Here is a 26,550-nt window from a genome sequence, read left to right on the forward strand (position 1 = left end):
TTCAAAATTGAATTGGCAAGATGAACTAAATTGTAGTGCTGATGTTCACATTTTTTCAATAATTGTAATTAAGGGATAGCAATTTATGACTGGAGCGGGTGGAAGTTCGGGAGTCAACCTTTCGAACGGACAAGAAGTAATTGAGCGGATCCGCAAAGGAGACCAGTCGGTAATTGCCGCAATATACAGGCAACTTCGCCCGGAATTTTTAAGCTGGGCGGCCATTCGATTTAAGGTAGATCAGGAACAGATTATCGATATCTTTCAAGAGGCGGTGATCGTTTTCTACCGGAATGTGGCCAAGGGTAAGCTTACTGAATTGAACATTTCTGTAAAAACCTACCTTTTCGCCATTGGTAAAAACCTGTTGCTGAAAACGCTTCGCGATGAAAAACAACAGGTAGATATAGATGAATTGCCTGCTGAAATTCTGGAAGATTGGAATTTGGAAAAGGCATACGAACAAAGTCACCAAAAGGAGATTTTATCAAATGCTTTGGAGAATCTGGGAGAACCTTGTAAGCAGATTATCATGATGTTCTACTACAGGGATTTTTCCATGGAAGCCATTCAAGAGCAGTTGGGTTACAAAAGTGAGGGAGTTGCCAGAACGCAGAAAAAGCGTTGTATGCAGTATTTAAGAGATATTCTCAACCATTCAAAAGACACAAAATAGTGGACGAAAAGGACTACATTTTGATTGAAGATTACTTCAACGGAGGCTTAAGCGAGGCCAGTATGGCTGAAGTAGAAAAGCGCGTGCTTGAAGATGAAGCCTTTGCCGAAGCCTTTGTTGCGCATCGCGATCTTTTGGATGTAGTAGACGAGAAAACGGAAGTCGAACTCAGAAATCTTTTGGCTGACGAAGAAGCTTTGCTTACTCATGAAACCACTCCAAATGTGGAAAAAACTGCTTTTTCTATCCGAAGATGGTTGAGCGCAGCAGCAGCTTTAGTGGTGTTTCTAGTGGCGGGTTGGTTGTTAATTAATGGCGATTCTACCGTCAGTTATCAAAAGCTTTATGCCGATAACTTCACTCCATACACTAATATCATTGCTCCCAATAGAAGGGGTGAAAACGATGAAAGCCGATTGAGTTTGGCTTTTCTGGCTTACGATAATAAGCAATATCAAAAAGCTATTACTGAGTTTGAATTGCTCAAAAGTGACACACTTCAGCATGAACTGACTTTCTATATTGGAGTGAGTTATTTGGCTTTAAATGAACCTGAAAAAGCCATTTTAACTTTTGACGATGTTGCTGAGGAAAGCCGTTTTGCCATGGAAAAACAATGGTATTTGACGCTGGCATATTTAAAGAAGAATGAAGTTGATTCAGCCAAGAAAGCCTTAAATGAAGCGCTTGAACTTTCTACTGATCCAATCTTGGTAAGAAAGGTAACCGAGCTTTTGGAGAAGATTAAGAATGCTGATTAAGCATAGTTTTCTTTCTTCTCTTCAAAAATAGGATGCCCAAAACAAGCCCCAAAATACCTAAGCCAGCAAATAATTCTTTGTAGTCTTTAGGTTGTACAATGGCCTTCTCATTTCCCGACAAAACAAAGCCAGCCCAATAAAACGGATGCGCCATTCGGTCGTTTGTAGCTTCTTTTAAGTAGTCGATTTTGGCCATGTGCAGTGCCTGAGATTTGGATTCTTCTGCCTTAATTCCCTGATAGAAATGATTCATCAGCACCTTAGTTTCTTGGTCGGGCACCATCCACAAGCTCATAAGAGTTGAAGGGCAACCCGCAGCCGTGAATGCTTGCGACAGACTCAGTACACCCTCTCCAGGAAGCAGGCGACCATAACCCGTATTGCATGCGCTAAGTACCACCAATTCCGAATTCAAATCCTGATGAAAAAGCTCTGAAATACTGAGTTGCTCAGCGTCATCTTCCAAATTGGGAGTGAAAAGAAAACTTGAATACATCGGCTGATCACTGTTAATGGTGCTGTGCATGGCCAAATGAAGCACTTTGTAATCTTTTCCTGCTTTCAAAAGTGCAGATTTATTGGCCGATTCTCCAGAGAAAAGGGTTCCATTCATCAGTTCGGAGAGCTCTTCTACTTCCTTCTGCGCTCCGGGCAAAATCGAAATCCATTCATTTTTGGAAGAAGAATAATTCGTTGAAATCAACTCATTGGTATCATAATCTGGAGCGAAACCTGCCCAAAATTCTCTGGCTTTATTGTCTTTTTCATGAAGCTGTTTGTGCCACAAAGTAGCTGAATACGCATAATGAATTTCGAACTGATGCAGTAGATAAGACAAGTTGGAAAAGCCATTTTCTGCTTGCTGGCTGGTAACAAAGGTTTCAAAAGGAACTGTGCTGATTTCCTTATCAGGAATAATAAGCAGATTTTTGGTCGATTTTATTTTTGCAGAAACCGGAGAAATAAGTGCTTGATAAAGCGCGTAAGCAGAAGCGGAGAATTCCAAAGGCGAAACCGAAGGATTCAATAAATGACCTCTGTATGTTTCGATTTGATTTTTGAGTACAGCCGCTGTCTCAAACTGCTGAGCAGAAATGCCTTGTTGGGTTATGGTATAAATGAAAAGAAAACTCTCATGCAATGAATAGGCCAAGGCAGTGGTTTCGTTATCCAGTTGTTGCTGAATTTCTCGAAAGTCAACAGGCGCTATGTTATGTTTGAGTTCAAAGTATTTGGGGAATTTTTCGCGAAGCTGATTTTCGAAGTTCTCATAATCACGTTTCAATTGAAAAAGTTGATTGTAAGCCGATCGTAGAGAAGTACTGTCTGCTTCTAAACCCAGCTGGCTTTCTTTGAAGATTGAACGTTCTACCTCGGCAATTTCTCCCTTCAATTTCCTGTCTCTATCGAATACATCTTCTGGCAATTCTGCCAAAGCCCGAACTTCTTGGTCATTAAAATATAGTAGCGTTTTGTTGATTTTAGCTTGTTCAGAAACCCTAAAAGCATCATTAACAAACTGCTTATTTTGAGTGATTTCGAATAAAGCTAGCAAAATGGACTGCTGAGTTTCTAAGGCTTTGTCGAACCCTCTTTTGTAAAAAAGCGATGCGTATTCCGATTCTCCTACTTCTTCGAAATGAGCAACGGCTTGTTCAATATTGCTTAATGCTACTTTTAGAATCTCTTCTTTTTCTTCTGGCTTTTGACCTGCTAGTTTCTTCAGAAACAAAGCATGATTAGCCAATAATATGGCCGCATTACTTTGAAGCGAAAGTTCATTTCTGTTGAAGATGCGAATGGTAAAGTCTGGGGCCAGGCTTTTGCTGCCATGAGCATCGTATCGCAATGAGAACAGATTGTAAAGCAAGGCATTTTCAAAATCGCCTTGAACTTCAAAAACCTTCGAAAGCGAATAGGTTACATAGCCAAACATATAATTGTCTGGATTGCTCGTTTGGGGCAATATTCTCAACAAGTCCGTAATGGATTTGTCATTATCTCCCATATAGCGATAAAGGTTGGCTTGAGCTGTGAGGTAGCGCGTTTGCAGGCTAGGATCGTTGGCTATGGTTGGAACCTCATAAGCCAACTGATAATAATATCTGGCCGAATCGTACTGTTCAAGTCCTTCGTGCGCCTGTGCTACCAGCGAATATGTTATGGCTAAATCGTATTGAAAGTTGAAGCCTGTTTCTTTTTGATTATCCGCTAAGGGTTTCAAAAGCTTGAGACCGATATGATAATAACGCAGCGATTCAGAGTAATTTTCAAAGGTGGAATGCTTGCCGGCAATTTCTATGTACGACCTAAATGGGTTAGCGCCTTGGCTAATTTTCAAGTCCAATGCCTTTTGCAAGTAGCTTAAGCTTTCGTCCGTATCTAGATAGGCTCCAAGATTTTCGTAGCCAATAATCAGATAATCGGTTCTTTCTTCTGCAACCTTCTCCCAATTTTCAACTGCCTTTCTAAAGTGAATAATTGCCTTTCTGTAGAATTCTCGGTTTCGATAATTGGCAGCCAAATTATTGTGAACCAGGCCAATGTCAGCGTATTCTTCCGGTGTGTGTCGATAATATAACTCCAGAGACTTTTCAAGATAAAAGAAGAGGCTGTCGTAATTTCCAGTTCCGCCATGAAGCTCACCGAGGTTGTACAGCGCATCAATAGTTTGCTTTTTTTGCTCCCCAAAATGCTTTTGATATAAGGCTACTGCGTGGTGCCCTCGTTCAAGTGCCTTTTCAAATTCGCCTTTGTAGCCCAAGGTCATGCTGTATTGATTTTCGAGCATAGCAAGGAGCGTATCGGGCATGCTCAACTCCAGAGTTTCGGAGATTAGCTTTTCAGCTTCATCGTAAGCTTCAACTTCTATGAGCTCACTTGCCCTTTTTGCATTGCTTACCACTATTTCCAAATTGCCAGTTTGGGCGAAAATTTTTGAGCAGAGTAAGCCAAAAATCACTGCGGATAGGAAGACTTTTCGAAGCGAAAAAAAATGCGAAATGTTCATTGATTTGGTTTGAAACCCTATTTCATAAACAATATAAAAGGCAAAAATCAGAGCTGAATCAATTTTTTAAAAAAGTTTTATCACTGTTCACATCTCTTTTTCTCATGGTATTAACCCCTGATTCATTGGGTTCAAATAGAATGCTATGAATTGAAATTCTAGGAAAAAAATTGAAAGTCTATGAGAAAAAAACTACTCATTTTATTGCTGTTGAGCTTTAGCACTTTCGCTTGGGCACAGCAGTTTACACAAACCATATCGTTTCTCGGTACAAAGGAAGATAGCCGTTTAAAGCGCTTTGGAACCGAGCTTTCTATGTACGGAGATTATTTGGTAGCAAGCTCACCAGAGTACATCAACGATCGTGGATTGAGAAGGTATGACGACATTTTCTATGTCTTCAAACATACCAATGGAAGCTGGGCAGAAGTAAGTCAATTGGAGCCACCGACAGGCCATACTTTTGATGAAGCTACTGGAAAGGTCGTTATCGGGAAAGATTTTATAGTGGTTGGAAGGGAACCAAATGGGGGAGACACAGACACTTCTTTGGCCTTTTTGTACCAAAAGCAAACTGATGGAAGTTGGCAGTTTCATAGCATGTTACCAGAAATTGGTAGAACAGGCATTCGGAATGTGTCGATGGATTTCACTGGGAACTATTTGGCAATGTTCGTGAACAGTGATGATGGCTATGAACTGATTGTGTTTGATGTCTACGGAGTAGATGGCACCATTGATTGGGGCATCAGGGCAACTCTGGATTTAGGAACCGCCACTACTATCAAAAATGAAGATGGCGGCCCACTGGGAAAAGGTGAAGTGTTCAAGTTTAAGAATGAATTTGATGATAGCGATTTCGTTGGCCCAGCCATAGCCATGGCTGATGAAACCATCGTGATTGGCTGGGATAAGTCTTCAACAGAATATAGCTATGTTACCTACAATGTGAATATATATACCTACACAAGCTATGAGCCACGCAAAACTCAAGCTGGAAAACTGGATGTATTTAAGCTGAAAGGAACGTCTGAAATAGAGCACAAACAAACCTTGCTAATTACCGATTATGATGATTACTACAGGCTTGGGCATCAGGTAGACATCTCTGGAAATGCCATTGTTGCTTCCAGAAGAGGACTTTCTGGAGTGGATAATAAGGCCTATATCTTTGAAATTGAAGCAGATGGAATTTGGTCTCAGGCTAAGGAATTAGCTCCTGATGGCCTTGATAATAGCGATGCCTTTGGCGAAAAGGTCTTGATTGATGGCAATAGAGCTTTTGTTGCTGCTCCTAATTTCGATTATGTAGAAAGTTCAGTAAATGCATCTGGGGTTGTATATGCCTATGAGCGCAGTGAGCAAGGCGATTGGCAGGAAGTTCAGACCATCAAAGCAGAGGTGATTCCTCCCAAAAATGGTTACGCGGGCGTTGCTGCTGCGGCTTTTGGAACGGGTTTGGCCTATACCGAAAACCTACTTTTAGTAGGAGCTCCAGGAACTAGCAATAGCTATTTTAATGATTCCGGAAGAGGTGAAGTTTATGCCTTTGCTTCTTGTGAATCGAAAACTTATGAAGTGGCTGAGTCGGTGTGTTTGGATGATGGCAACTATGAATTTGGGGGTCAATATTATGCTGAATCAGGCACTTACACCCATACTTTTCAGTCAGTTTTGGGCTGCGATAGTACTGTAGTGCTTAGTTTGACGGTAAACCCATCAGATTACGTGGTGTTGGATGATATCAAATTGAGGAATGGAAGCTCGATGGAATTTGGCGGACAAACCATAACCGAAACAGGAGAATATCAGATTGTGCTTCAAAATCAATATGGATGTGACTCCACAGTTGTTCAGCCCGTAACCATTACAAACGATGATTTGGTTGGATTAGGCGATGTGGAAATCTGCGAGGGAACGGAATACACTTTTGGAGATCAAACTTTAACGGAGTCAGGTTCTTACCAACTCGATTTGAAAAATGAAATAGGCGGTGATTCAACGGTTACGGTCAACTTGATTGTTCATGAAACCAACCTCGTAGAACTCGCTGCGGTAGAGCTTTGCCAGGGTTCAACTTATCAATTTGGGAGTCAAATCATTACAGAATCAGGTGATTATGAGCAATTGCTTACGAATCAATTTGGCTGCGATTCGCTTGTAACGGTAAGTGTTAAAGTAAATATTCCGGATTTTGTAACACTGGACGATGAAGATATTTGTGAGGGTTCGGTTTACCATTTTGGTGAAATGGAAATTACCCAATCAGGTATGTATCAACTCTTTCTGGAAAATCAGGCGGGTTGCGATTCAACCGTTCAGGTTCAAGTAAATTTTCATGCTCCTGATGTGGTAGATCTCGATGCGGTTGAAATTTGTGAAGGTGAAACTTTCACTTTAGGGACCCAAACCTTGAGTGCTTCTGGCGATTATCAGGAAATCCTAGTGAATCAATACGGTTGCGATTCTACTGTGAATGTCTCGCTTGCGGTAATCCCTAAACCAAACCCAAGCATTACATTAGATGAGTCGAACAAGGATGAACCTACTTTAAGGGCTGAACCTGAAAATGCCACTTATCAGTGGATTGATTGTGCTACAGGCCAAGCCATTGCTGGAGAAACTGGAATAACTTTCAAGCCCACAGTTTTTGGCGAATATGCGGTTGATGTTACAGTGAATGGCTGCACTCAGAGATCAGCATGCTTCAGTATGCAAGTTCTCAGTGCGGAAAATCCAGAAATCAGTCAGCGCGTTTCGCTCTATCCAAATCCCGCCACTGAAGTCTTTAAGGTAGAAATGCCAAAGGTTTATCAGAAAATTCAAACTACGATATACGATAGTCAAGGCACTGCCCATGGTACTGCTTTATTCCAAAACCGAAAGGAGTTTGAATTGAGCATTGCTGCTTTACCAACGGGGATTTACACCCTGCAAATTCTGGCCGATGGAGCGTGGGCAACCAAACGAATTGTTAAAAACTAGGTGGGGAATCGGGGTGGATCGAAAGTGAAACTCCGATTTATTATTCACGAGTAAAAAGAAATCAAAATGAAATCGATTAGAATAAAATATATGCTTTTGCTTTCGGCCTTTCTGCTTTTCTCCTGTGGAGGTGGAGGTGATACGGAACCTACTGAAGAGGATTTGATTGTTGAGGCGTTGGCGAAAACCTGGGGAGTTTCTGAAGGGAACCGCGCTGTGGTTTATCAAGGGTTAGATGCTTCCAGATTTTGGCAAAATTTTCAATTAAACTTCACCAGCAATAGAAGTTTTACAGCTTCAAATGTGCCTTCAGGATATGAAGATGTTTGGCCTGTTTCGGGCACATTCACCTTCCCAGACCCAGATAATGCCAACCTTATCGAAAGGAATGATGGCATATTGGTTACCATCAAAGTGGTATCAGAAACTTTGGTAGAGCTTTCTTTTAGTGTAAACGATCAAGGCGGAAGTGTAGCAGGAACTTCAGGCTCCTATGTTTTTGCTCTGGCAACAGGTAACTAGTCAGGAGAATCACAAATTGTCATCCTGAACTTGTTTCTGTATCAAAGGAAGAACGATATATGGTTGATTAATAATTGAGTAGTCGAGAGCCCGGGTGATTTGGTGTATAGCCAACCCCGGGCTTTAATTTTTTGAAGTTTGCTGTTCACATCTGTTCGCGCAACGGAATAAAGTCATGAAAAATCAATTTCATGAGAAAACTACTCTTACTCAGTGCGCTACTTGGCTGCTTTATGTTAAATGCTCAGGAAGAAAAGGATCATCCCCTTTTTCCTGCATTCGAAGGTTCCAAAATTTATCAATATGAAGAAACCTCATTCGAGCCTTATCAACTTGTTACGGGTGCGGTAAATAGTGCTTATTCTGCATCAAAGAATAAAAAAGCAGAGGGCCGAATCTTTCGAATCTTCTACACAATGCCTACTGATAAAGCATCGGTTTACGAGGTGTTCACCAATTTTAAGAAGGCGCTTCAAGCCAGTGAGGCCGAAACCATTTTCAGCTGTTATGGCGATGAATGCGGAGATATTGGCTTGTTCTGGAAAGCGCTGGAACCCGCTAGGTTTCAAATTCCGGTTTATTATGGCGAACGCTTCGCCTATCACGCAGCCAGCTTCAGTAAAGACGGGAAATTATACAATGTAGCCATGGTTTTCGGTTACGGATTAGGAGAACAAGGCTACGAAATTCATGTAGTAGAAGCCGAAGAAATGGAGCAAAAAGTAGATTTACATACCCTTGAATCAGCATTAAATGATAAGGGAATGATCTCCGTTTACGGCATCACTTTCGATACGGGAAGTTCCCAAATCAAACCAGAATCTGATGGGGTTTTACAAGAAATTGCGAGTTATCTGAAAGCCAATCCTGCTGTGAATCTCTATGTGGTTGGCCATACCGATGATGTCGGTTCGGTGGCTTCAAACCTTACGCTTTCAAAAAATAGAGCAGCGGCTGTAGTCCAAAAACTCACCACCGATTTTGCGGTGAATGCCAAGCAATTAGAGAGTTCCGGAGTTGGACCTTATGCGCCTGTCAGCAACAATGCTACAGAAGATGGAAGGGCGAAAAATCGCAGGGTTGAACTGGTGAGACGATTGAAATAGAACAATTAAAATTTATAAGTATGAGAAAGATTTTATGCCTCCTGTTGGCGGTGCTCATCAGCACGGTCGCCCTGGCGCAGGAAAAGAAGAAAGATCAGGTCAAACGGAAAGCAAAGGAGAAATCTGAAAAGCGTTTGGACGATAAAATTGATAAAACCATTGATGGCAGTCTTGATAAGTTGGAAGGTCTTTTCAAGAGAAAAAAGAAGAAGAAAAAAGGTGAAGATGAAGTTTCTGAAGAAATGGATTTGTCTGGAATGATGAACCTTGGTAGTACTAACGAGGAAATCCAACTGAAACCGAGTTATCAGTTTACCAGCAGCATGAAAAGTCAATTCAAGTTCTTCGACCTAAAGAAGAATAAGGAAGTAGGTACCATTTTCTATGAATACTTTTTCAGCCCTAATGACTACATCGGAATGAAGTTTATGGACGAAGAAGGAAACCTCGGAGAAGCTTTCAATTTGATGATCATCGATGGAGAAAACAGCATCAATTTTATGGAGAATGAAGGTTCGAAAGTGGCGACAAGCTTCAACATGAATTCGACCCTAAATCTTGATGAAAAAGAAGAGGATTGGACCAAAACAGCTGAGTTAAAGGAGACCGGCAATACGAAAGAAATTGCAGGTTATGAATGCAAAGAATATGTGCTCAAGGACACAGAAAAGGACAGAACCATGACTTTCTGGGTGGCTCCTGAACTAAGCAATCTGGCCGATGAAATGAGTGGAATGTTCATGGGATTACAGGGCAAAGGAGCAAGTATGGGCGCTAACCCATTTGCACGAGCTGAAGGAGGTATGGTGTTGGAAATGCACATGATAGACAAGGTTGAAAACATGGCGATGTCTATGTCAACAAACGAAGTCAACCCTTCAATTTCTTACACTTTTATCACAGAAGGTTATCAAGTGCTCAACATGTCTCAATATATGCCAAACGGAAATTAATCATGATTAAAGCATTGCAACTAGCTATACTTTTGGTGGCCGCTGGCTGTGGAGGTTCAGCAGAAAATGGAACTCCAATGGCCACAGAAGCCAGCGTTTCAAACTCTAAATGTTTGGAGCAAAACATCAATTTCCCCAGCAAACTTCTGACAGAAGAAATGGTGCTTGAACTGGTTGATACTGGCGGAAAATCGCTCGAAACCAATGGCAGCGATAACAACAAACGCACAGAATGGAACAGCCGAGATTACCAATGGGATACTGGCAGAATGGGAGAATTTCAGGGAATGAAACTGCCTTTAATGAACACCATTGCGCTCAATAGCATGGAAATTGTGAAAGCTGAAGATCCAATTGAAAACTTCAAATCGGTTTACAAAACTCCAACCCCAGAAGAACGTGAGCGACTCACTGCTCAGATGAAAGAACAGTTAAAGGCTAAGTTAGATGCTGGAGAAATTACTGAAGAGCAGTACAACATGTCACAAGGCTTCACAGGAGTTTTCGCCAAACTCAATTACGTGGCTATTAATGAAAAAGTGGGGGATATCGCCATTTGGGATGCCTCCAGAACTAAGCTTTCTCCTCCTTCTCTTGGAGCTTTGGTGGTGCAATATGGCAAAGTTCGTTTTCGGGTGAATGTAGATGTTGGCGGAGAAAACGACCAAGCCAGTAAAGCACTAGCCATTCAGGTAGCTAAAAAGATTATTGCTTCTTGCAACTAAATTATCAGAGAGGTGAGAAGATCAATCTCTTTTCACCTCTTCTAGTGTAAAACCGCCAAGCTCATTCCCCCAGCTATTCCCAACAAAAGTCAATATTTCAACCACTTCTAGGTCAGTCAATTTTGGGTTGGCGGGCATCGGCTGATTAAAATCGGTTCCATTGACAGTTATTGGCCCATTCAGCCCAAATTTGAGAATGATGGGAAGATCACTTCTGTGATTTTTCAAGTAATCGGATTTAGCCAATGGCGGAATAAGCTTTCCAAGTCCTTTTCCATCGTCCATATGGCAGTTTGAACAATAGCTCTCGTAAAGCCTTTTGCCGTTCGAGAAGTACTGAGTTTCCTTTTGAGAAAGCTTTGTGACTGCCGTGTTGGTTGTTTCGGACTCCCCTTTGCTGTTGTCGCTTCCGCAAGCAGAAAGTACAGCTAGAATAAGGAGTATGGGAAGAAGTTTACGCATGACTTAGTGATATTCTTTCAGCAGTCGATCAATATCGTTCATCAGAATATCTACTTCCGCAGGTTTAGTTCCGTCATAAAAACCTCTAATTCGCTTGTCTTTATCTACAAGGATAAAAGCTCCGCTGTGAATATAGCCGCCTGGTGATTCACTGTCTTCACCTACCGGAACCATATAGCCGGTTGCACTACCGAGCTCGTAAATTTCAGCTTTATCGCCAGTGGCAAAGTGCCAAACCTTGTTATCTTCAATACCCAGTCTTTCGGAATAATCCTTTAAATAAGCCACCGTGTCGTGGTCAGGGTCAATGGTGTGAGAAAGAATAGCAAACTCTGGATTGGTGTTAAATCTGTCGTAAATCCGTATCATTTGCTGTTTCATAATAGGACAAATAGTAGGGCAAGTACCAAAGAAGAAGTCTGCAACGTAGATTTTTCCTTCGAAAGTCTCAGGAGTAACTGACATGCTGTCCTGATCTACCAAGTTATAATCGGGAATAGTATGATAAACCGTATCAATTGTGTTTCCGGTTTCTACATATTCGGTTCTTCCCATTATAGGAAGTCTTTTGTTTTCATTAGAGCCGCAAGCACTTAAAACCAAAGTGGCGGTAATCATTATAAGTCCCAATTGCTTTTTCATAAGCTTACTTTTCTCCTTTCTGTCTTATCTTCTTATAAATTCTGATGCCTATCATTAAAAGAATGGCAACGAGTATAAAGCCCACCGTTCCTTTTATCCAGCTCAGTTCATTTTTCAGAACAATGATGAATACTACTGAAATCAGTATAAGCGTGGCCACCTCATTGAATATTCTAAGCTGAGTAGAGCTGTATTTTATAATGTCGGTTTGAAGCTGTTTGTAAATTTTATGGCAGAAGAAATGATAAATGTAGAGCGATAAAACAAAGCCCAGTTTGATCTGCATAAAAGGTAATGAAAGCATCTGAGGAAACCTGATAATCATTAAGCTTCCCATTATGAGAGTTAAAACAGCCGATGGCCAAGTGATGATGTACCAAAGGCGGTTGGCCATTATTTTAAGTTGGTTGCCTAAAATCGTTTTTTCAGGCTCTGGTTTTTCAGCCGCTTCCACTTGGTAAATAAACAGCCTGACAATATAAAATAGCCCTGCAAACCAAGTTACAATAAAGATTATATGAAGCGATTTGATGTAAGGATCAGCCATATCAATGCTTTGTGCAAAGGTAATCCGAAATCATATGCTACCTAAAAAAATGAGGCTGAATCCACGAGGCAAGCACGTTTTATTTTTAAGAAGCAACCCTTGTTCAAAAATGGTCGTCTTTGGTATTATTTATTAAAGGAAGAAAACATGAAAAGTATCATCAAAATCACAACAACAATGGTGTTTCTGCTGCTCACAACGGCAGCTTTTGCTCAAAGAACAGAAACGCGAGATTTAAGAGTTTTTAGAGGTGTAAAAGTTTCTCAGGGAATTGAGTTGGTCGCTCAAAAAGGTAATGAGAACAAAGTGGAAATTGAAGCTTCTGGAATAGATTTGGAAGATGTGGTAACTGAGGTGAGAGGAGATGGCCTAACCCTAAAAATTGAGGGAATTCACAAAAGGAGCAAGGTAAGAATGACACTGACTTATACTGAAGATCCGGATGAAATTGTCGTAAATACCGGTGCCGATGTAAAGTATAAGAATGAAATCAAAGTGGACCGATTGAGATTGAGTGCCAATACTTCTGGCAGTCTAAAATTGGAAGCTTATTCCGAAACGGTTGATATTTCAGCAGCAACTGCTGGGCATATTGAGCTTTCTGGTGAAATTAAAAATGTTGAAGTTGGTGCTAACACGGGTGCGTCTGTAGATGCTTATGAAGTGGAGGCGCAAGAGGCTTATGTTAAAGCTAATACTGGAGCCGATATTCGAGTTTCGGCAGATGATTATATTTCAGGAAGAGCTTCAACAGGAGGTTCTATTTATTACAAAGGTAGGCCGAAGGTAGATATGAGAACCAACACAGGAGGCTCTGTTAGAGCTGGTAGATAGTTAATAAAATAAAAGGGATTACCTATCTTGATGTTTTATTAAGCTATGAAAAGATTTTTGATATTAATTCTATTGATCTGCAGTGTTTCTGTTAAGGCACAATCGGATGAAGCCGAAATAAAGAAAACCATCATGAGGCTTTTTGACGGAATGCGTAAAGGCGATAGCACGATGGTTCATTCAGCTTTTGCGGATAAAGCAATTATGCAAACGCTCTCCGAGAATAGAGAAGGAAAAACCGTTGTTTCTGGAGAAGGAATTGAAGGTTTTCTGAAAGCTGTGGGTACACCTCACGATCAGGTTTGGGACGAAAGAATAGAGTTTGCGGATATAAAAATTGATGGCTCATTAGCAGCCGTATGGACTCCTTATCAATTCTATTTGGGAGGAAAATTCTCTCATTGCGGAGTCAATTCTTTTCAGCTTTATAAAGGCGAAAAGGGCTGGCAAATCATATATATTGTTGATACACGAAGAAAGGATCAGTGTAAATGAAAAAGAGCCCCAATTGGGGCTCTTTTTTACTTACCTCTTCGGTAATGATCCTCAATAATTTCCCTCACTGAAACGCGCTGGTGATTGAAGTCTTGCGGACCTTGTGAATTGGCGTAGTTCTGCGAATGTGCTTTAACCTTTTCTCCATTAGATTCATTCGCTACACGACTAGTGCTGAAATTCTCCATTTAGTTTACTTTACTTATTGTTCAAAATCAAACTCCTTAATGCCTTAGTCGATCTCTGCTTCAAAATTATGCAATCGTTTGCATTATCCAAACTATAAACCAAAAAATACTTCACTTGGTTCGAAAATTTTTTGAATAACAGAAAAGGGTCTGAATTCGATTCTAGAAAGGGTTTATAGAGCTAATTTCCCTTTCAAGTCTATTTCTTCAATAAGGTCTAGATCAAATTCATTGAAAGGCTCAATCACAAATTTTTTATCGAACAGCTCATTCAGTATGTAATAGCTGACCCAGAATTCATTATGAAAAGAAAATACTTCAGGGCTGATGGCCTCTACTTTGGCCACACTTTGCTCTTCAACCTTTTCAATCAGGTGTCTTAGGGTCGAAGTTTTTCGTCCAGAACCATCCTTATCTTCATAGCCTTTAGATACGATCATCACATTTTCTAAAGCAATCAGGTTCTTATTGACCAGATAAACATTCCATTCACTTTCTCCCATTTGATTAATGTTTTTAGCAATGGCAATTTTAACGCCTGCCACTTCTGGGAAATCAATGTCTTTTTTCATGCTTTAGTTAATGCGTTTGGAAGAGCAAAAATACGATTCTGATTTATAGAATCTCTATTTCAACTTTGCGAACTCTTCAGAAATGATCTTTTCGGCCAATTTGTTTTGTGGGGTGAAGTCGATATTGAATTGGTTATTGCCTCTAAACCTTTGGTTTTCATAGTTGGGGTACCATTTCCAAATGTGGACACCGGCCATCCAAGGCAATTCCAAAACTTCATCGAATAGAGCCTTGAAGCAATTGGCTTGCGCCTGCTCAGAAAAGATAGTTTCTCTTTCTGATTCGTTAATTCTTGCCGGCCATTCCCAAGGCGTAACTCCAGCATTTTTGGTGCTTTTATAACCGACTTCCGTAAATAATATGGGTTTATCGAACTTGGCCGATATCTTTTCCAAGTCTTTTATGGGCTGTTGCCAACCCTTTCTTAGCTCTTGCTCCGAAGCTTCTTCTTCGGAAGCAAGAGGGAAGTAAGCCTGAACTCCAATGTAGTCTAAAGCATCCCAAAACTGAACTTCTTCATATTCCTTAGAAAAATTAGCAGCGTAAGTCAACTTGCCTGAATAAACTGAGCGGACTTTGGCAATTAAACTTCTCCAGTCTTTTTCTCTTTCTACGCAAGTTTGATGAAGCTCTGTGCCAATACAGAGCATTTCCATTTGGCTCTCTTCTGCTAGTTTTGCATAATGTAGAATGAAGGTTTCGTAAGCTTGAAACCATTTTAACCAATCTTCCTCAGATTTCATCTGAATTTCACCACGCCATTTACCAGCTTCATCTCTTAACCATATGTGTGGTTTCAGAATTGTTTTAATGCCGTGCTTTTTCGCAAGCTCTGTGGTTTTTTTCAAGCCCTCATCTCTTTCTCCCCACATGCCTCGAAATCCTTTTTGGCCTATGAGTGTTCCAATTTCAGGATTGTCGTGGCCGCTTTGCCATCCGAATGGAGTTTGAGAAATCCAGTTGATGTTGTGATTTGCCAGGTTGATTATTTCCGATTCATCAATCTCTCTTGGCCCGCCTACCCAACAAACACCCCTGTGCTTTTCTGCATTGGGTATGATTATTTGTGATGAAGGTGGGTTTGAAGTATTGAATATGAAATATATCCCTAAAAGAAGAGGAATGGGGAGAATGCTGATGATGAGCCTTTTGGTATTCATGGCTTAATCAACTCCATTCCGAATACTTCTATAATATGGTTAGTTAATTTTTGCTGAACTTCAGAGAAGTTTACTTCATGCCCTAATTCTTGTTTCATAGATGTTACAGCTTTGTCATCTATGCCACAAGGCACAATGTGACCGAAGTAGGAGAGGTCGGTGTTTACGTTGAGAGCCAAACCATGCATGGTTACCCATCTGCTTGATTTGACTCCCATCGCACATATCTTACGCGGATTTTGAGCTCCTTCTTCAAAATCAACCCAAACTCCCGTAAGCCCATCAATACGGCCTGAATTAATGCCGTATTCCCGTAAAGTGAGGATTACCGATTCTTCTAAAAACCGAAGGTATTTATGAATATCGGTAAAGAAATTTTCGAGATCAATTATCGGATAAGCTACCAGTTGCCCTGGCCCATGGTAAGTAATATCTCCACCACGGTTTATTCGATAAAATTTCGCAAAATGATTTTCTAACCCCTGCTCATCTAGTAGCAGGTTTTCCATAGACCCACTTTTGCCAAGAGTATAAACATGAGGATGTTCGCAAAAAATAAGAAAGTTGTCTGTAGGAGATTGCAGAGTAGGATCGTCAATACGCCTATTCTGTATTTTTTTATCAACTGTGTTTTTAAAAACAGATTCCTGATAATCCCATACACTTTGGTAATCTTCCATTCTACGATCGATTACCTCAACAGCCTTATTAATTCGAATATTCATGTTTTACGCGAATGCAGCCATACACACACACTTTTTAAGCTGATACTTCCCCGCCCTCTAATTGGTCAACAGACAACACACGTACATTTTTTGTAATTAGTCTGTTAGCCTTTCTTAGGGCTGAAGTATGATTTCGCGCCAGAAACTCTTTCTTTTCCACAGTCTCATCTTTTAAGTGTAAGAACGTGGCTTCGAAATTTTTCATATTCTTTTTTCCAGCCATAGTACAAAAATATGTTAAGGCACATACGTTTCCAACATTTTAAAGCCGGATTTTGTTCTTATGTGCACTTCTGGGAATTTTTGTGGTATTAAAACTGCATTTCCCATACGTATTTTTGTTTTATGCCCCTGAGTCTCTAGCTCGGCTTCACCTTCTGTGCAGGTGTAAATGACAAATGAATCTTTGTTATAATGTTCTCTAATAATTCCTGTAGTAAACTCTAACAGGTTGGTATGAAAGTATTGCGATTTAACCAATGGCACAACTTCATTCATTCGGTTATTCACCTTGGTTTTATAGTTTGAATGAGCCTTGTAATCAAGAGCGTCTAAGGCTTGTTCAGTGTGCAATTCTCTCTTATTGCCTTCATCATCTACTCTATCGAAGTCATAAATTCTATAGGTAACATCTGAAGATTGTTGGATTTCAGCCAATAAAAGCCCTTTTCCAATGGTATGAACACGGCCTGCTGGTAAATAGAATGTATCTCCAGGAGAAACGCTCTCTTCGTTAAGCAGCTCTGTCAATTTACCGTTGTTCAAGTATTCTAAGTATTCTTCCTTAGTAGTGTTTCTATTGAAGCCACTAATCAATTTAGAACCTTTGTCAGCCTGAAAAACATACCACATTTCTGATTTTCCCAAGCTGTTATGCCTTGCTTTTGCGAGTTTATCGTCAGGGTGAACCTGAATGCTTAGGTCTTGAGCAGCATCAATAAACTTCACCAAAAGAGGAAAATCTGTTCCGAATTGTTGGTATACTTTTTTTCCTACAAAATCCTCTTTGAACATGGCCGTTATCTCAGGAATGGTCATTCCTTTAAGCGAACCATCACTTACTTTAGACAGATTTCCCTCAACTCCAGAGATTTCCCAAGTTTCTCCGCAGTTCTTTAAAGGTGAAAAGTCTTTGCCTAGAACGTCTCGAATTTTGGTTCCTCCCCAGATTTTCTCTTTAAAAATGGTTTCGAATTTTAAGGGATAGAGGTATTTCTTATCTGTCATTATTGAATCATGGATTTGTAACTGTTAATAAGGCCATTGGTGGAGCTATCGTGAGATGATACTTGCTCTGAGCCTGATAGCTCTGGAAGAATTCTTTTGGCTAACACTTTGCCTAATTCTACTCCCCACTGATCGAAACTGTAAATGTTCCAAATCACACCTTGAACAAATATCTTATGTTCATACATAGCAATCAAGGAGCCAAGGGTTTTAGGAGTTAATTTTTTGAAAAGAATTGAATTGGTAGGTCTATTTCCTTCAAAAACTTTAAACGGAGCCAATTTTTCAATTTCCTCCTCAGATTTGCCATCTGCCTTTAGTTCTGCTACTACTTCTTCTTTAGACTTACCGTTCATTAAGGCTTCGGTTTGAGCGAAGAAGTTAGAAAGCAACTTTGGATGATGATCTCCAATTGGATTTTGGCTGATAGCTGGAGCCATGAAATCGCAAGGAATAAGCTTTGTGCCCTGATGAATAAGCTGGTAGAAAGCGTGTTGACCGTTTGTGCCTGGTTCTCCCCAAACAATAGGGCCAGTTTGATAGTCAACTTTTTCGCCTGAGCGATCTACATATTTTCCGTTGCTTTCCATATTTCCTTGTTGGAAGTAAGCCGCGAAACGATGTAAATACTGATCGTAAGGTAGTATCGCTTCGGTTTCCGCTCCAAAGAAATTCGTATACCAAAGCCCAACAAGCGCTAATATTACAGGGATATTTTCATCGAAGTTGGCTGTTTTAAAATGCTCATCCATTTCATAGGCGCCAGTTAATAGTTCTTCGAAATTGTCGTAACCGATGGTACAGGCAATAGAAAGTCCAATAGCAGACCACAAAGAGTAGCGGCCACCCACCCAGTCCCAAAACTCAAACATGTTTTGGGTATCGATACCAAATTCTGATACGGCTTTTTCGTTGGTCGAAAGTGCCACAAAATGTTTAGCTATATCACTTTCAGAAGCTCCTTCGTTCAAAAACCAATCTCTGGCGGTTTGAGCGTTGGTCATTGTTTCTTGGGTGGTGAATGTTTTAGAAGCAATCATAAATAAAGCTTCTTCAGCATTTACTTTTTTCAGTGTTTCAGCAATATGCGTTCCATCCACATTGGAAACAAAGAAGGTTTCGATACCAAAAGTATTGTATGGTTTTAAAGCTTCGGTTACCATTACAGGGCCTAAGTCCGAACCTCCAATGCCTATATTGACTATGTATTTGATAGGTTTACCTGTGTAGCCAAGCCACTCTTTTTGAGTTACTTTGTCTGCAAACGCTTTCATTTTTGCTAGCACTGCTTTCACTTCTGGCATTACGTTTTCACCATTTACGGTTACTGCATTTCGCGACATATTTCTAAGTGCAGTATGAAGAACGGCTCTTCCTTCTGTTGCGTTAATCGAGTCTCCACCAAACATCGAGGCAATGGCCTCTTTTACTTTGCATTCTTCGGCTAATTGAAGCAACAAAGTGATGGTTTCGTCTGAAATCCTATTTTTAGAATAGTCTAAAAGTATGTCGTTAAACTTTAGAGAGAACTTGTTAAACCTCTCAGGATCTTGCGAAAACAGGTCTCGCATTTGAGTTTGGTTTTGTTCTGAGAAGTGTTGAGTCAATTTTTCCCACGCTTGAGTTTGCGTAGGATTAATAGAGTGCAGCATCGAACTATTATTTTTGGTGGTCAAGTTACTTCAATTTAATCCCTAAATTAAGGAGGTCTGGTATGGATTCAATGCAAACGTTTGGAAAAAAGGGAGAAGAGCTTGCAGCTCGTTTTTTGCAAGGGAAAGGCTACTTGATTTTAGAGCAAAATTTCAGGTTTAAGAAGTCTGAAATCGACCTGATTTGCAAGTATGGTAACGTTCTGGTTTTTGTAGAAGTGAAGGCCAGAAAAAGCAAAGCATTTGGAGAACCAGAAAGTTTTGTTTCTGAAAATCAGAAAACCTCTGTAATTCGTGCAGCTGAGCATTACATGATTGAAAATGATTGGGAAGGTGATATTCGCTTCGATATTATTGCGATACATAAGAATTCTCAACGAGAAGAAATCGCGCATTTTGAAGACGCATTTTATTAAAAACCGTTTTTCACCTTGGGTGATTCGTAAATCAGATTTGAAAAGCGATCGAGTTCTTTAACCACATAAGGCCTAAAGTTTTTCTGAAAGGGATCTGAAGGAAATTGAATTGACCTCTTTTCAATCGTTCGGGTGGTGTTATGAAATTCTTGCCAAACCCCTACTTTCTTATCGAACTCATATAAGCCTTGAACGGCAATACGGCCATTTTCATAAAACAGATAATATGGGCCTTCTCTCTTTCCGTACTTTATAGGGATAACTTCCTTAATCCGTGTTTTTTTTTCAGGATCGTAATAAGTGATTTCCGAATCACGATACCAGCCTTTATGAAAATGCTCCTTGTCGTTCAACTTTTGTTGAAGGCTATAGAGCATCCATCTGTCATGTTTGGACCCAAAGAAAAAAGCACCTTCTTCAACCACTTTGTCATTCACAAGCCTCTTGTAAGGTCCATGAACCACGTTTTCAATTTTGCCAGACCGGTTTCTCGCATTCACAATCTGATTTTTTTCCCTGTCGTATACTGCAATGAAGGGGACATAAGGATCAACTTCCACGGGTTCTCTTAAAACAAAAAACTCCTCAATCTGTCTCCGGCCTTGAATTTCAGCTGCAGTCCATTCTGGTTTTGTTTTTTCACCATAGAAAGTGTTTTTTTTCTCTTTTAAAGGCACATCAGGAATGCTGTCTTTCTTTTCTAGTTCAACAGAAATATCGGGCTTCTCAACTTCTTCAGTTTGAGCCTTTTTTTCCTTTTTCGTCTTTTTTTGAGAAAAACCGATCAAAGGTAAGCCGATAAGAAATATGATAAGAAGGCTTCTTTTCATGACTTCGAAATTAACGAAAAGTATGAAACCATATTATTCTTTAGGGTATGTTGTAATTAAATATGATTCTTCTTTAAAAGAAAAATGTGATTGGGGAAGTCATTGATGAATGTCAAAAAGTCGGTTTAGGCTCATGTTGTTCCTGCCTGTTTTCGAAATCGATTTAATTCAAGTTAAACCCACATTTCGTTATCGTTCGTTGAGTACTTCATGTTAAGATTGCGGATAACGTATGTATTAACATGCTTAGTTTATTTTTATAAAGAAATATTGTCTTGAATTACATGAAATGTCTAAATTTGCTTTGAACGGTCTGAAATTATTTCAAACAGTAAAATAGTTTTAGATCATTTACCTCGCCATATAGAAATACCGTGTTTGAAATGCGGTAAAATATATCCATACGTCAAATATGTTGATATGAGATTTTTACCCTGATTTCAAGACTGAATTTTGGTTATTATTAGGATTGAAAGGAAGGGTTGCCTTTAGAATTTATTGATTAATAAACGTGAAGTTGTGTTTGTAGAGCTAGATGCAAAAGGGGTCATAATGTCAGTGGGAGATCAGTTCACCGAGGCATTTGGGTATGCGTTCAAGGGAGTAGTTGGTAGTCAAATCACCAACCTGATTGATTTTGGAACCATGGAAATGGGTGACGAGTTTTGGTCTGAAACCTCGAATCAGCCTTTATTTGTTAAAATCAATACCGCTTGGGGAGAAAACTTGGATTGTTTGCTTACCCCAATCCAGCCATCTGCGGAAAATCTAAGAAAGTACATTATCTCATTTACTTCACCTCCTGTTGAAAAGGGAGTTCAACTTACCTCAAACAACGTTTTTAAAGAGATTTTCGAAAACGCTGCTGTAGGCGTAGCCCTTGTTAGTACTGAAGGTTTAGTACTCAGGGTTAATAAGGCGCTTGAAGGATTTCTTGGATATTCAGAAAAGGAGCTTCAACAAATGACTTTTGGAGATTTTACCTATCCTGATGATTTGGATAGTGACCTAGAGTTTTATGGAAAGCTTCTAGAAAACGAGATTTCAAACTACCAAATGGAGAAGCGCTACATCACCAAATCTGGTGAAATTATGTGGGTCCATTTATCCGTTTCTTTAATGAGAGACGATGAGGGCAATGTAAAACATGCCGTGGCGGTAGTTAAAAATATTGATGCGAGAAAAAGAGTAGAGTTAGAATTAAAAGAGTCAAAATCCAAACTCGAACGAGCTTTTGAGGGAGCCAGAGAAGCGGTTTGGCATTGGATGGATATTGAAAAGGACGCTGTTTGGTGGTCGCCTTCCTTCTATGATATTTTAGGTTACAAAACGGACGACATTGAGGCAGGCCGAGTTTCCTTCAATCATATTCTTCACCCAGATGATACCGAAGTTCTTCAAAGAGCATTAGACGATCACTTTACGAAAGGCGAACCCTTCGATGTAATCTACAGGCTCAAAACCAAAAACGGCAGGTATAAATGGATTAATGCCAAGGGTTCTGTAGATAATGCTGAAGACGGACCAAAAGGCATGATTGGCATTATAGCGGATATTGACGAATTAAAGGCAGCGGAACGAAACCTTAAAGAAAAGGTTGGAGCGCTTGAAAGATCGAATAAAGAACTCGAAAACTTCGCTTATGTAGCCAGTCACGATTTGCAAGAACCGTTAAGAACCATCAGCAGTTTTCTTCAGCTTTTCCAAATGTCTATCGAAGCTCCTATTGGAGAAGAGGCCGAGAGTTACTTGGAAATTGTAAAGAAGGCTTCCATCCGCATGCGAACCTTGATTGAAGATCTTCTTGAATATTCAAGAGTGGGAAGCCAAGATATGGAAACGGGAACTGTTCACGTCAATACCCTTGTAAATGAAGTGGTTTCCGATCTTACTGTTCAAGTAGAAGAGAAGCAAGCCGAAATCGTATATGATGAGCTTTACAGTGTTCAAGGAGACAAGGCAAAACTCTACAGGCTTTTCAACAATATAATATCCAATTCCTTAAAATTTACCCGTAAGGGAATTGCTCCAAAGATTGAAATAACTGCGGAGCAGAAAGACGATGAAATCATTTATCGAATTTCAGACAACGGCATAGGCATCGATAAAGAGTACCACGACAGTGTTTTTAATATTTTTAAAAGATTACACTCAAAAGATGAATATCCAGGGTCGGGTATTGGCCTCTCAATTTGTAGAAAGATTGTGGAGTTGCATGAGGGGACAATTAGGCTCGAATCCGAACTGGGTGTAGGCTCAACTTTCATTTTTAATATACCTAACAACTAACTACCAGTACCATGACACTTAAGATTCTTCTTGTTGAAGACAATCCCGATGATGTGCATTTGACAAAGTTTGCACTGAAAAAAGAAGGCATCGAAAACGACATGTATGTGGCCAGAGATGGAGAAGAAGCAGAGATTTATCTGCAAAGAATTGGAGTAGATAATGAGGCCCATACTCCCGATCTGATCATTCTTGACCTCAATCTCCCTAAGAAAAATGGTTTTTCGGTGCTTTCTGTAATCAAGTCGCATCCCGATTTAAAAGCAGTTCCAGTAATTATACTAACTACTTCAAAAAGCAAAATTGATATTGTAAAAAGCTATTCTAATCATGCAAATTCGTATATTCAAAAGCCCTCAGAACTGAGTGAGTTTTTTGAGGTGATCAGAAGCATTAAATCCTACTGGATTAACACCGTGCTTCTGCCGAATTTAAAAGCGTCTTGATGGAAGAAGGAGAAGGAACTAAGAATAGCGTTTTAATAATTGAAGACAACCTTACAGACCGCATACTGATAAAAAAGTACCTATCCTTGGGTAACTTAAAAAGTTGGTCTCTTGTAGAAACCACACGATTGAATGAAGGAATTTTGGCCATTGAAGAGCAATGTCCTGATATCATCCTTTTAGATCTTTCACTTCCAGATGCTTCTGGCGTGGATGGTTATAATCGTTTAAAGAGAAATAGTTTTGGCAAGCCTATTATTGTTTTAACAGGTTTAAGTGACTTAAATCTGGCCAAACAATTAATCAAGCTCGGTGCCCAAGACTATTTAGTGAAAGGTGATTTTGACCACAAGCTTTTAGAAAAGGCAATCGACTATGCCATTGAAAGAAATAAGCTGAAGATTGAAACAGATTTCGCTAAAGAGAAATTGGTAGATTCTGTTTTACAAGCCCAGGACCGTGAAAGGGCAAGAATCGCCAAAGAACTTCACGATGGTGTTGTTCAGAGTTTAACCGCGGTTTCTCTAAACTTGGGTTTGTTGGGCGTTTACAAAGAGACTTTTGATGACAAGACTTGTTCTCACTACGAAAAATGCACCCTGAATTTAACAAACACCATCGAAGAAATTAGAAATATCTCCCATTCCTTGATGCCGCGCGTTATTAATGATTTGGGCTTGGTAAACGCCATCGAAGCATTTGTTTCGGATATGTCTGAAGTAAGCACAATCAATTATGAGTTTTTCTCTAACCTGAAATGCGAGGTGAGTGAGAAGATGAAAATCAGCGTTTACCGTATTGTTCAAGAACTTATCAATAATGTTCAGAAGCACTCAAAAGCTAAAAACGTTATGATCCAGCTTTTGGAACATGACGAAACGATTGATTTGATGGTCGAAGATGATGGGCTTGGTTTTGATAAACCCAAAATTGAAGATGAGAAAAATTGCTTTGGACTAAACAGTATTGAAAGTAGGGCGAGTTCGATTGGTGCTACTTTGGAAATTGATACCAAGCCTGGAAATGGCACGAATGTATTTGTCGCTTTTCCTAAAAAGTTTTTGGTTTAGGCCAATCCCTTTTCTATCGCGTAGATTACAAGCCCAACAAGGTTTTTTGAGCCAGTCTTTTCCAGAAGGTTTCTTTTATGGGCATCCACAGTGCGAACACTAATGCTCAGTTCGTCAGCAATTTCATTGTTGCTGTATTCTAGAAGAACTAATTTCAGAACGTCTTTTTCTCTAGAAGAAAGAGGCATTTCTGTAACAGTTCTTTCTTTAACGGTCCTTTTAGAAAGGGCTTCCATTACTTTGCTCACCACATTGGCGCTATAGTAATTGGCGCCTGCCATAACTTGAAGAATTCCTTGTTTCAATTCTTCCTTGCCGCAGTTTTTCAACATGTAGCCATCAACACCCATGGAAAGCAACTTTTTGATTTGTTGCGTTTCATTCACCATGGTTAGGGCAATCATTTTGGTTTTGCTATTGCCCGATTTTACTTCTTTAATAAGCTCTTGGCCATCCATTTCTGGCATGTTGATGTCGGTAAGAACTAGGTCTGGGCTGTGAAGTTCTATTTTAGAAAGGGCATCTTGTCCGTTAACCGCTTGATCAACAATGTTGATTACATCATCGCCTTCAAAGTAATTTATGATGGCATCACGGATAAGGCTGTGATCGTCAACAATAAGAACTTTAATACTCTTCTTCATTTCGGTGATAGCAACTGACTTTCTATAAACATACCAAAATAGTATAATCCAATAGAAATTTAAAGCGATTTACGTATCACTTCTCATTTTAAAAAAGATAAAAGGTATGGAGAAAATAAAAAAGGCCACTTAAGTGGCCTTTTTTGGAGTGCTATTTTATTTTTTATCAACTAGAAAGTTGAGCAATTTCATCAGTTCGTCCAGGTTAGCAACGCTCGACATGTTCACTTTGTATTTGCCATTAACTACAAGCGTTGGAACATTCGTGATTTTCTTTTCTTCCCAGAAACGAGCCATGTTTTTCGCTCTGCTGTCAATGGTTTTGTCTGAAAAATACTTTTCTACATCTTCTTTGCTTACACCTTGCTCCACAAACATTTGTTTAATCACATCGCTGGTATCAATTGTGCGGCCAACCAAATGGATTTGATTGAAGAAATACTGCATGATTTGATCGCCTTTTTCTCCCAGCTTATCCATAATCACGTAGGCCTTAACAATGTCGGCTTGCACTTGTGGATTGTCTCTAGGAATATAATCTACATGAGACTTCTCGAATTTGGTGCCTGATTTTAAGTCGGTTTTAATGTCTTTAACCAAAGGTTCAAACTGAAAACAGTGCCCGCAGAACATCGAGAAAAATTCTGTTACGGTTGGTTGCGTGGTAGCTTGCTCTGCTACTACATCATAGTGTATGCCTTCTTTAAACTGGCCATAAGCGGTCGAAAAAAATCCGACTAAGGCTAATATCATTAATAGTTTTCTCATCACATCTTCTTTTGGACAGCCGAAACTACAAAGTTTGGCTCTTTTCGAAAACGCTTTTTCAAAGAGAATGCCAGAGTTTTACACTTAAGGATTGTTTAGGTTTTAGTTATCGAAGATAAAGGCCAGATTTGGGCGACATATTACTGCCCAAATTTGGAAGGATCGGCCAGTGAGATGGCTTTATTGATGCCTCTTTTTCCCTTTTCGTAAAGGTTCATTTGATGTGGGCTCGACCGTTGAAGATTGCGATATTCGTCCGCAGTTAAACCAACGCGTTCTCCATAAATGGTATAATAAGCGCCCTGCACCTGATCCATCACCTGTATGTAGGTGGAATAACTGGAGCCTCTGTCTGTTTTAATACTGACGATGGCTTTGGATGGCCCATCGGAAGAGTTGGGTTTCTTCAAGCTGTTATTCACGTAATTCTTCATTGAAGCGGGTAGAGAGTTGAAAACGTCTACATCGCTCATGTCGTCAATTCGGCTGGTTGGATTTGGCTTTCCGAAATTGAGCACGAAATCGTAAACCATGCTTTGAAGCTCGGATATGTCGTCCAACCTTTCATCTTCAACCATGATTTGATCGAAAGAATTGATTTGAATCTTGAATAGATTTCTTTCAGGAATTGGCACATCCACTGGAGGTGCTTTTTCTGGCAAAATCATAGGAATTCCCTTATTGGTTACGATTTGCGTAGTAACAAGGAAGAAGATGAGCAATAGAAAGGCAATGTCGGCCATTGAGCCGGCATTTACTTCTTGTTGTGGTCTTTGCTTTTGATATGACATGGCTACAAAATTAATTCATTAGTTAATAAACTAATTTTATAGTTAATATCAAA

The 26,550-nt window shown here is 39.8% G+C and carries 28 protein-coding genes; 13 read left to right on the plus strand and 15 right to left on the minus strand.

Annotated features, from left to right (window positions below; translation table 11 throughout):
• The first annotated feature begins 85 nt into the window (after positions 1-85).
• Both ACXACJ_RS22435 and ACXACJ_RS22440 read left to right on the plus strand, forming a co-directional pair.
• Entirely contained in the window at positions 86-676 is a 591-nt protein-coding gene (locus tag ACXACJ_RS22435) for an RNA polymerase sigma factor (RefSeq protein WP_475136677.1), read from the plus strand.
• The gene (locus ACXACJ_RS22440) at positions 676-1,437 is read left to right on the plus strand and encodes a hypothetical protein (protein WP_475136678.1); all 762 of its coding nucleotides are present in this window, start codon (positions 676-678) and stop codon (positions 1,435-1,437) included. The genes ACXACJ_RS22435 and ACXACJ_RS22440 overlap by 1 nt, the downstream gene beginning before the upstream one ends.
• Here ACXACJ_RS22440 and ACXACJ_RS22445 read toward each other — a convergent pair.
• A complete protein-coding gene (locus tag ACXACJ_RS22445; protein ID WP_475136679.1) occupies positions 1,421-4,447 on the minus strand; it encodes a CHAT domain-containing protein in 3,027 nt (1,008 codons plus the stop codon). The two genes, ACXACJ_RS22440 and ACXACJ_RS22445, sit on opposite strands and share 17 nt — an antisense overlap.
• 180 nt (positions 4,448-4,627) lie before the next feature.
• Between ACXACJ_RS22445 and ACXACJ_RS22450 the strand changes: the two genes are divergently transcribed.
• The 5 genes from ACXACJ_RS22450 (at position 4,628) to ACXACJ_RS22470 (ending at position 10,738) form a co-directional block, all read left to right on the plus strand.
• Positions 4,628-7,432: a T9SS type A sorting domain-containing protein gene (locus ACXACJ_RS22450; protein ID WP_475136680.1), complete on the plus strand. Its 2,805-nt coding sequence runs from the start codon at positions 4,628-4,630 to the stop codon at positions 7,430-7,432.
• A gap of 66 nt (positions 7,433-7,498) precedes the next feature.
• Positions 7,499-7,954: a hypothetical protein gene (locus ACXACJ_RS22455; protein ID WP_475136681.1), complete on the plus strand. Its 456-nt coding sequence runs from the start codon at positions 7,499-7,501 to the stop codon at positions 7,952-7,954.
• A 191-nt stretch (positions 7,955-8,145) separates the two neighbouring features.
• Positions 8,146-9,060, plus strand: a complete 915-nt coding sequence (locus ACXACJ_RS22460) for an OmpA family protein (RefSeq protein ID WP_475136682.1) — start codon at positions 8,146-8,148, stop codon at positions 9,058-9,060.
• Positions 9,061-9,080: 20 nt separating this feature from the next.
• The gene (locus tag ACXACJ_RS22465; RefSeq protein ID WP_475136683.1) at positions 9,081-10,013 is read left to right on the plus strand and encodes a hypothetical protein; all 933 of its coding nucleotides are present in this window, start codon (positions 9,081-9,083) and stop codon (positions 10,011-10,013) included.
• A 2-nt stretch (positions 10,014-10,015) separates the two neighbouring features.
• Positions 10,016-10,738: a hypothetical protein gene (locus ACXACJ_RS22470; RefSeq protein WP_475136684.1), complete on the plus strand. Its 723-nt coding sequence runs from the start codon at positions 10,016-10,018 to the stop codon at positions 10,736-10,738.
• A gap of 21 nt (positions 10,739-10,759) precedes the next feature.
• On the opposite strand, the gene ACXACJ_RS22475 is transcribed toward ACXACJ_RS22470, so the two are convergent.
• The 3 genes from ACXACJ_RS22475 to ACXACJ_RS22485 are packed head-to-tail and all read right to left on the minus strand — an operon-like array spanning position 10,760 to position 12,389.
• Positions 10,760-11,200: a c-type cytochrome gene (locus ACXACJ_RS22475; protein ID WP_475136685.1), complete on the minus strand. Its 441-nt coding sequence runs from the start codon at positions 11,198-11,200 to the stop codon at positions 10,760-10,762.
• A gap of 3 nt (positions 11,201-11,203) precedes the next feature.
• Positions 11,204-11,842 (minus strand): SCO family protein, encoded by a 639-nt coding sequence (locus ACXACJ_RS22480; RefSeq protein ID WP_475136686.1) that lies wholly within the window; start codon positions 11,840-11,842, stop codon positions 11,204-11,206.
• 4 nt (positions 11,843-11,846) lie between these two features.
• Positions 11,847-12,389, minus strand: a complete 543-nt coding sequence (locus ACXACJ_RS22485; protein ID WP_475136687.1) for a CopD family protein — start codon at positions 12,387-12,389, stop codon at positions 11,847-11,849.
• Positions 12,390-12,536: 147 nt separating this feature from the next.
• Here ACXACJ_RS22485 and ACXACJ_RS22490 point away from each other — a divergent pair, with 147 nt between their 5' ends.
• Entirely contained in the window at positions 12,537-13,223 is a 687-nt protein-coding gene (locus tag ACXACJ_RS22490; protein WP_475136688.1) for a head GIN domain-containing protein, read from the plus strand.
• 45 nt (positions 13,224-13,268) lie between these two features.
• Positions 13,269-13,718 (plus strand): nuclear transport factor 2 family protein, encoded by a 450-nt coding sequence (locus ACXACJ_RS22495; protein ID WP_475136689.1) that lies wholly within the window; start codon positions 13,269-13,271, stop codon positions 13,716-13,718.
• A gap of 26 nt (positions 13,719-13,744) precedes the next feature.
• Here ACXACJ_RS22495 and ACXACJ_RS22500 read toward each other — a convergent pair whose 3' ends face one another.
• The 7 genes from ACXACJ_RS22500 to pgi all read right to left on the minus strand — a co-directional run bounded on the left by ACXACJ_RS22500 (position 13,745) and on the right by pgi (position 19,243).
• Positions 13,745-13,906 (minus strand): hypothetical protein, encoded by a 162-nt coding sequence (locus tag ACXACJ_RS22500; RefSeq protein ID WP_475136690.1) that lies wholly within the window; start codon positions 13,904-13,906, stop codon positions 13,745-13,747.
• A 173-nt stretch (positions 13,907-14,079) separates the two neighbouring features.
• The gene (locus tag ACXACJ_RS22505) at positions 14,080-14,478 is read right to left on the minus strand and encodes a hypothetical protein (protein ID WP_475136691.1); all 399 of its coding nucleotides are present in this window, start codon (positions 14,476-14,478) and stop codon (positions 14,080-14,082) included.
• Between the two features lie 54 nt (positions 14,479-14,532).
• A complete protein-coding gene (locus ACXACJ_RS22510; protein WP_475136692.1) occupies positions 14,533-15,639 on the minus strand; it encodes a glycoside hydrolase family 113 in 1,107 nt (368 codons plus the stop codon).
• Positions 15,636-16,364, minus strand: a complete 729-nt coding sequence (gene lipB / locus ACXACJ_RS22515; protein ID WP_475136693.1) for a lipoyl(octanoyl) transferase LipB — start codon at positions 16,362-16,364, stop codon at positions 15,636-15,638. Before lipB ends, ACXACJ_RS22510 begins: the two co-directional genes overlap by 4 nt.
• Positions 16,365-16,398: 34 nt before the next feature.
• Positions 16,399-16,587, minus strand: a complete 189-nt coding sequence (locus ACXACJ_RS22520) for a hypothetical protein (protein ID WP_475136694.1) — start codon at positions 16,585-16,587, stop codon at positions 16,399-16,401.
• 14 nt (positions 16,588-16,601) lie between these two features.
• Complete coding sequence (locus ACXACJ_RS22525) at positions 16,602-17,591, minus strand: type I phosphomannose isomerase catalytic subunit (RefSeq protein WP_475136695.1); 990 nt, start codon at positions 17,589-17,591, stop codon at positions 16,602-16,604.
• Positions 17,591-19,243: a glucose-6-phosphate isomerase gene (gene pgi / locus ACXACJ_RS22530; protein WP_475136696.1), complete on the minus strand. Its 1,653-nt coding sequence runs from the start codon at positions 19,241-19,243 to the stop codon at positions 17,591-17,593. Before pgi ends, ACXACJ_RS22525 begins: the two co-directional genes overlap by 1 nt.
• A 62-nt stretch (positions 19,244-19,305) precedes the next feature.
• Here pgi and ACXACJ_RS22535 point away from each other — a divergent pair, with 62 nt between their 5' ends.
• Positions 19,306-19,659 carry a YraN family protein gene (locus ACXACJ_RS22535; protein ID WP_475136697.1) on the plus strand — a complete coding sequence of 118 codons (354 nt, stop codon included), beginning with the start codon at positions 19,306-19,308 and terminating at the stop codon, positions 19,657-19,659.
• Here ACXACJ_RS22535 and ACXACJ_RS22540 read toward each other — a convergent pair.
• Complete coding sequence (locus ACXACJ_RS22540) at positions 19,656-20,489, minus strand: toxin-antitoxin system YwqK family antitoxin (RefSeq protein WP_475136698.1); 834 nt, start codon at positions 20,487-20,489, stop codon at positions 19,656-19,658. The two genes, ACXACJ_RS22535 and ACXACJ_RS22540, sit on opposite strands and share 4 nt — an antisense overlap.
• Positions 20,490-21,041: 552 nt before the next feature.
• On the opposite strand from ACXACJ_RS22540, the gene ACXACJ_RS22545 reads away from it, so the two are divergent.
• From ACXACJ_RS22545 to ACXACJ_RS22555, 3 genes are read left to right on the plus strand one after another with little or no spacing between them, the layout of a single operon-like run.
• Positions 21,042-22,778, plus strand: a complete 1,737-nt coding sequence (locus ACXACJ_RS22545; protein WP_475136699.1) for a PAS domain S-box protein — start codon at positions 21,042-21,044, stop codon at positions 22,776-22,778.
• 11 nt (positions 22,779-22,789) lie between these two features.
• Positions 22,790-23,224 carry a response regulator gene (locus tag ACXACJ_RS22550; RefSeq protein ID WP_475136700.1) on the plus strand — a complete coding sequence of 145 codons (435 nt, stop codon included), beginning with the start codon at positions 22,790-22,792 and terminating at the stop codon, positions 23,222-23,224.
• Entirely contained in the window at positions 23,224-24,294 is a 1,071-nt protein-coding gene (locus ACXACJ_RS22555; RefSeq protein WP_475136701.1) for a hybrid sensor histidine kinase/response regulator, read from the plus strand. Before ACXACJ_RS22550 ends, ACXACJ_RS22555 begins: the two co-directional genes overlap by 1 nt.
• On the opposite strand, the gene ACXACJ_RS22560 is transcribed toward ACXACJ_RS22555, so the two are convergent.
• The 3 genes from ACXACJ_RS22560 to ACXACJ_RS22570 all read right to left on the minus strand — a co-directional run bounded on the left by ACXACJ_RS22560 (position 24,291) and on the right by ACXACJ_RS22570 (position 26,497).
• Complete coding sequence (locus tag ACXACJ_RS22560) at positions 24,291-24,938, minus strand: response regulator (protein ID WP_475136702.1); 648 nt, start codon at positions 24,936-24,938, stop codon at positions 24,291-24,293. The two genes, ACXACJ_RS22555 and ACXACJ_RS22560, sit on opposite strands and share 4 nt — an antisense overlap.
• Before the next feature lie 156 nt (positions 24,939-25,094).
• Positions 25,095-25,706 carry a thiol:disulfide interchange protein DsbA/DsbL gene (locus tag ACXACJ_RS22565; RefSeq protein WP_475136703.1) on the minus strand — a complete coding sequence of 204 codons (612 nt, stop codon included), beginning with the start codon at positions 25,704-25,706 and terminating at the stop codon, positions 25,095-25,097.
• A gap of 140 nt (positions 25,707-25,846) precedes the next feature.
• Positions 25,847-26,497 (minus strand): ExbD/TolR family protein, encoded by a 651-nt coding sequence (locus ACXACJ_RS22570; protein ID WP_475136704.1) that lies wholly within the window; start codon positions 26,495-26,497, stop codon positions 25,847-25,849.
• Positions 26,498-26,550 lie beyond the last annotated feature (53 nt).

The sequence above is a fragment of the Roseivirga sp. AWQ4_251 genome (assembly GCF_056158225.1).